At 59.3% G+C, this 5,673-nt stretch carries 4 protein-coding genes, 2 tRNA genes, 1 rRNA gene and 2 pseudogenes; 6 read left to right on the plus strand and 3 right to left on the minus strand.

The window, feature by feature from the left end; all coding sequences use genetic code 11:
• On the plus strand, positions 1–600 hold a 600-nt coding region (locus GGQ67_RS24860; RefSeq protein ID WP_343056558.1), incomplete at its 5' end, for a DUF6119 family protein.
• A gap of 151 nt (positions 601–751) precedes the next feature.
• Here GGQ67_RS24860 and GGQ67_RS24865 read toward each other — a convergent pair.
• Positions 752–828, minus strand: a tRNA-Met gene (locus tag GGQ67_RS24865).
• Between the two features lie 231 nt (positions 829–1,059).
• On the opposite strand from GGQ67_RS24865, the pseudogene GGQ67_RS24870 reads away from it, so the two are divergent.
• The 5 genes and pseudogenes from GGQ67_RS24870 to GGQ67_RS24890 form a co-directional block, all read left to right on the plus strand.
• Positions 1,060–2,273, plus strand: a pseudogene (locus tag GGQ67_RS24870) (IS1182 family transposase); the annotation flags it as partial.
• A gap of 73 nt (positions 2,274–2,346) precedes the next feature.
• Positions 2,347–2,736, plus strand: a complete 390-nt coding sequence (gene tnpA, locus GGQ67_RS25700) for an IS66-like element accessory protein TnpA (protein ID WP_410171735.1) — start codon at positions 2,347–2,349, stop codon at positions 2,734–2,736.
• Positions 2,733–3,083 (plus strand): IS66 family insertion sequence element accessory protein TnpB, encoded by a 351-nt coding sequence (gene tnpB, locus GGQ67_RS24880; protein ID WP_010009780.1) that lies wholly within the window; start codon positions 2,733–2,735, stop codon positions 3,081–3,083. Before tnpA ends, tnpB begins: the two co-directional genes overlap by 4 nt.
• A gap of 59 nt (positions 3,084–3,142) precedes the next feature.
• Positions 3,143–4,744 (plus strand): annotated as a pseudogene (tnpC, locus tag GGQ67_RS24885) (IS66 family transposase); the annotation flags it as partial.
• A 34-nt stretch (positions 4,745–4,778) separates the two neighbouring features.
• Positions 4,779–5,078, plus strand: a complete 300-nt coding sequence (locus tag GGQ67_RS24890; protein ID WP_183902784.1) for a hypothetical protein — start codon at positions 4,779–4,781, stop codon at positions 5,076–5,078.
• Between the two features lie 134 nt (positions 5,079–5,212).
• On the opposite strand, the gene GGQ67_RS24895 is transcribed toward GGQ67_RS24890, so the two are convergent.
• A tRNA-Met gene (locus GGQ67_RS24895) sits at positions 5,213–5,289 on the minus strand.
• 293 nt (positions 5,290–5,582) lie between these two features.
• Positions 5,583–5,673, minus strand: a 5S ribosomal RNA gene (gene rrf, locus GGQ67_RS24900); the annotation flags it as partial.

The raw sequence follows: 5,673 nt of genomic DNA on the forward strand, positions 1-5,673 counted from the left end.
CCGAAGCTGAAGAACGCTACTACGCCATGCTGGACGAACCAGCCATGGCCGCATAACTCAAACCAAATGGCCTCCGGCAAACCCGGTGCGGTTCACCTCATTCAGTTAGAGCCGATATCGCGCCAAAAAATGAAGGATCTAGTTAGCGGCAAACTCAACGGGAACGACCCAGCAAGTCATGTGGCGCCTCTCAATAGCTTCGATTTCAAAGTCATCTTCGGAATCATCACACATAAGAACAAAGACGACCGCTCGGATAATCTGCCATTGTTTTCTAAAATCAGCCTCATGCGCAACATGCAGCAGTTGGATGTTCGAAAAATCCCTTCCGCACTCATGTTCATCGACGATCAAAGCCCCAAGAAACACGGCCATCCGAAACACGAGAAGATCTTGGTAGAGGTAGTTGACTTGGGCAATGGGAAGACCGGCGTTAAAGCCGTTGCTGGACAGGGATATGATACAGGCCTCCTGATCAAGTCGTGCCCGCAGGCAGTCCGAGACAGCACCGTCGGAGCACGTTTCAGATTGACCGTCAAAAAGGCCGATGATGGCGCGCTCTCAAGCTATCACGGTTGGCCGTTTGATGTTGAGATATAAGGTTTTAAGCCGCGAGCAGTGATCGTTGCGATCCGCTAAAGCGCCAAAATTTCGGCTGAAAACCTATATTGGCGCTATGCGCCAATATAGTGGGTCTTCCGTCCCGCGATAGCCGGTAAGTTGGGGGCTTGATGCAACGCTTACGGAAGATTGGTTGCGGGGGCAGGATTTGAACCTGCGGCCTTCAGGTTATGAGCCTGACGAGCTACCGGGCTGCTCCACCCCGCGCCAGCGTAAATCCCTTCGGGATTTATCGCGCTTGAGTAAACCGCGAAGCGGTTTGCTCTTACATCAGGAGCAAATTGCCGAAGGCAGTTTGTTCCTGTAAGGGACACACCATATATTTGGCGTTGCATCCCTTAAATTTCAATTGGCCCTCAAAAGCAAAAGGCCGCTTGCGCGGCCCCAGACTGCTGACAAACCCCTGGCTCTTGCTGGGGGTTTGTGATTCACTGGGACATGTTGAAGAAACCTGCTCCCGAACAGACGGCTCTCGAGATGGTGACGCTCGACAGTCTGGTGCCCAAGGATCACCTGCTTCGCAAGATCGATGCGGTGATCGACTTCACCTTCATCCATGATCGCGTTGCCGGGCTTTATTGCGCCGACAACGGCCGGCCGCCGCTCGATCCGACCTTGATGTTCAAGGCGCTGTTCATCGGCTACCTGTTCGGTATCCGTTCGGAGCGTCAGCTGGTGCGTGAGATCGAGGTCAATGTCGCCTATCGCTGGTTTCTGCGGATGAAGCTGACGGACGGGGTGTTCGATGCCTCGACGCTCAGCCAGAACCGGCGGCGGCGCTTCAACGATACGTCGGTCGCCCAGGACATCTTCGACCACATCGTCGAACAGGCGATCGGCCATGGCCTGGTCGACGGTACCGTTCTTTATACCGACAGCACGCATCTGAAGGCCAATGCCAACAAGGGCAAGTACGATCTCGAGATGGTCGCCAAGTCGCGTTCCGACTACTGGGCCGATCTCGACAGGGCGATCGAGGCCGAACGTGCGCTGCATGGCCAGAAGCCCTTGAAGGAGAAGGAGCGCGAGCCCGAGATCAAGCAGACCAAGGTCAGCCGCACCGATCCCGACAGCGGCTACATGGTGCGCGACGGCAAGCCCAAGGGCTTCTTCTTCTCGATCACCGCACCGTCGATGGCCGTCATGCGATCATCACCGACACCCATGCGACGCCGGCCAACGTGCATGACAGCATCGTCTACCTCGACCGGCTGGACCGCCAGCGCGAGCGCTTCTCTTTCGACGTCAAAGCGGTGGGCCTGGATGCCGGCTATGCGACTTCAGGCATCGCCAACGGCCTGGAGGATCGCGCCATCCTCGGCGTCACCGGCTACCGCAATCCGACCCCGCCGAAAGCCGGCATGATGCGCAAGTCGAAGTTCGTCCATGACGCCGAGGTGGATGGCTATCGTTGCCCCGAAGGCCAGTTGCTTACCTACGCCACCACCGACCGCAACGGCTATCGCCACTACACGTCAGACCCGGCGATCTGCCGCGATTGCCCGCTACTGGCGTCGTGCACCACAAACGGCAAGGCGGTACGCACCATCACCCGCCATGTCTGGGCCGATGCCCGCGAGCGCACCGATGCCAACCGGCTCAAGCCCTGGGGCAAGGCGGTCTATAAACGGCGCAAGGAGACGGTCGAGCGTATGCGTGCGGCGAAGGCCGTCTGTCTTGAGTTGGTGATTAGCTCTAAGTCCATGGCTTATGTCATGCGCTACAGTGATTTCCCCCATTGAACTTTTGTCTGTCGACGATGTTGGTCGCCGGCGGGATTGGTCGGACGAAGAGAAGGTTCGGATCGTCGAGGAGAGCCTGCAAGGCTTTCGGCAGGGCTCGGTAACGGCGCGGCGTTATGGATTGTCGCGGTCACTGTTGACCCGTTGGCGTCGGGAATACCGAAGCGGGCTTCTGCACGTTTCCGCGTCAACGGGCTTCGTGCCACTTTCGATTTCGCCACCGCCGGCGGCATCTTTCGAGATGGACCCGCGGCGGCCTGAAGACGACAGGATGATCGAGATCGGCCTGCCGAACGGTCGTCGCCTGACGATCCCGGCTTCGCTTGATCCAACTATCCTTGCTCGGCTGTTGCCGGTTCTGGACGCGTCATGATCGCCTTTCCGCCCGGGGTGAAGGTGTGGATTGCGGGCGGTGTGACGGACATGCGTTGTGGCATGAACAGCCTGGCGTTGAAGGTGCAACAGGGGCTTGGCCGCGATCCCCACGGCGGCGAGGTCTTCTGCTTTCGAGGTCGCAAAGGTGACCTGATCAAGGTCCTGTGGCATGACGGCGTCGGCATGTCGCTCTACCTGAAGCGCCTGGAGGCAGGCAAGTTCATCTGGCCCGTTAGCCAGAATGGCTCCGCCGTGCCGGTGTCGGCGGCTCAACTCGGCTATCTTCTGGAAGGGATCGACTGGCGTAATCCACGCTGGACGCAGCGACCTGCAACGGCAGGCTGATCGCGAACATTCTACTGTTTTTGTTGGGCTTTTAACAAGCGGCATGGTAGCTTTCGGCCATGGACGACGCTGCTTCGGAGATAGCCAGGTTACGGGCCGCGCTTGCGGCATCGGAGGCGCGTGTCGCCTCCGCCGAGGCTGATCTTGCGCAGGTGCGAGCCGTCGTGACGACGTCCGAGGCGATGATCCGGCACCTCAAGCTCGAGATCGCCAAGTTGCGTCGCGAGCAATATGGTCAGAGTTCGGAACGACGCGCCCGGCTGATCGACCAGATGGAATTGCAGCTCGAAGAACTTGAGGCCGACGCCACCGAGGACGAGATCGCCGCGGAACGCGTGGCGGCGGAGGTTGTACAAGTTCCAGCCTTTGAACGCCGCCGCCCGGTGCGCAAGCCGTTTCCCGAGCACCTGCCGCGCGAACGGCTGATCATTGAAGCTCCTTCGACCTGCACCTGCTGTGGCTCGGCCCGGATCATGAAGATGGGTGAAGACGTCACCGAGACGCTGGAGGTGATCCCGCGCCAATGGAAGGTGATCCAGACGGTGCGCGAGAAGTTTACCTGCCGCGACTGCGAGAAGATCAGCCAGCCACCGGCACCTTTCCATGCGACACCACGCGGATGGGCGGGACCGAACTTGCTCGCGACGATCCTGTTCGAGAAGTTCGGCCAGCACCAGCCATTGAACCGCCAGGCTGAGCGCTACGCCAGGGAGGGTGTCGATCTCAGCCTCTCCACGCTGGCCGACCAGGTTGGAGCCTGCGCAACGATGCTGCAGCCGATACATGATCTGATCCGCGCCCATGTGCTTGCCGCCGGGCGGCTTCATGGCGACGATACCACTGTGCCGCTGCTGGCCAGGGGCGCAACGAAACAGGCAAGGTTATGGACCTACGTTCGCGATGATCGTCCTTTCGCGGGCGGCGCGCCTCCTGCGGCACTCTTCTACTTCTCGCCGGATCGGGAGAAGACCCATCCCAACACGCATCTTGCCGGATGGCACGGCATACTGCAGGCGGATGCCTATGGCGGCTACAACGATCTTTATCGTGCCGACCGCAGCCCCGCAGCGGTGATTAGCGCGCTCTGCTGGAGCCATGCGCGACGCAAGTTCTTCGAGCTGGCCGACATCGCCGGCAACGTGCGCAAAGGCAAACCTGCCCATGAGATATCGCCTGTCGCGCTTGAGGCCGTTGCTCGCATCGACGCGCTCTTCGAGATCGAGCGCGGTGTAAACGGGACGTCCGCAGAGGAACGATTTGCTGCCCGACAACAGCATACTCGTCCGCTTGTCGATGACCTGCACGACTGGCTGATAGTCCAGCGTTCCCAGATGTCGAAGCACAATCCCGTCGCCAAGGCGATCAACTACCTGTTCGACAAGGACGGGCGCTGGGAAGCCTTCACCCGGTTCCTCGACGATGGCAGGCTCTGCATGTCGAACAATGCGGCAGAGCGAGCCCTGCGCGGGATCGCTCTGGGAAGAAAGGCCTGGCTATTCGCAGGCTCCCAGCGTGGCGGCGAGCGTGCTGCCTTCATGTATTCCCTGATCGTCACGGCTAAGATGAACGATATCGATCCGCAGGCCTGGTTGGCGGATATTCTCGCCCGCATGCCCAACATTCCCGTATCACGACTGCCCGAACTGCTGCCTTGGAACTGGTCTGTCGCTGGCAGCGGCGACAGATGGCCGCCTGATGGGCCGCCCGACGCATGTCTACACGATCGGCTACGTCGCTGTGCTGATCGGCGAAAACCTCGAACTCATCCAGGAAATCGCCAGCAACTCTGACAATATCGACTATGGCGAGATGATCCATGCCCATGACGGCAGCGAAGAGGGCATAACGACATTCACCGACCGGGGCGTCGAGAGCCTGAAAGAATTCCTCGCCGACATTCGCACCTGGGACGGAGGTGTCCGGCAGTTCCTTGCCGACGAGCAATGCGATCAGGAAAAGATCGAGCGCATCATGGCAGACCAGCCAAAATCATAAGCGGTGCGGCCTACGCCGGATGGATACCGTCATTCCAGTGTTTTTGCTTATCCGGCCGACGTTGGCCGCCAGGTTTTTTGCGGCATCCGCCAGTCTATGCCTTCCAGCAGGGTGATTTCAGTCTTTGGAGGGATTGGTTGCGGGGGCAGGATTTGAACCTGCGGCCTTCAGGTTATGAGCCTGACGAGCTACCGGGCTGCTCCACCCCGCGTCCAGCGCATTCGGCTTTGCCGAATGGCGCGGCGGCGTAACCGCTGTGCGGTTATGCCTTCTACCGGAGCAAAACCCTATTGGGTTTTGTTCCTGTGAGGGACGCACCTTGTTTCAGGTGCCTCACCCATTCATTTTGCTCTGCATTTCGGCCTTTGGAAAGCAGAAAGGACCGCTTTAGGCGGCCCTTTTGTTTCGGCCTTGGCCGTCATGTGATGAGAAGATTATCTTTTGTTTCACATGCAGCTTTCTGATGTCTTTGACATCAGGCGCATGTGTTGTTGCGTTTAGCAGACCTGGCAGCGACCGACTCTCCCGCGTCTTAAGACGAAGTACCATAGGCGCAGGGGCGTTTCACGGCCGTGTTCGGAATGGGAACGGGTGC

Origin of the sequence: Rhizobium metallidurans, from assembly GCF_014196505.1 — a bacterium.
Lineage (GTDB): Bacteria > Pseudomonadota > Alphaproteobacteria > Rhizobiales > Rhizobiaceae > Rhizobium > Rhizobium metallidurans.

Excerpts from the sequence above, each read along its gene's own strand:
- tnpB (WP_010009780.1), top strand. The coding sequence starts at position 2,733 with ATGATCGCCTTTCCGCCCGGGGTGAAGGTGTGGATTGCGGGCGGTGTG.
- GGQ67_RS24890 (WP_183902784.1), top strand. The coding sequence starts at position 4,779 with ATGGGCCGCCCGACGCATGTCTACACGATCGGCTACGTCGCTGTGCTG.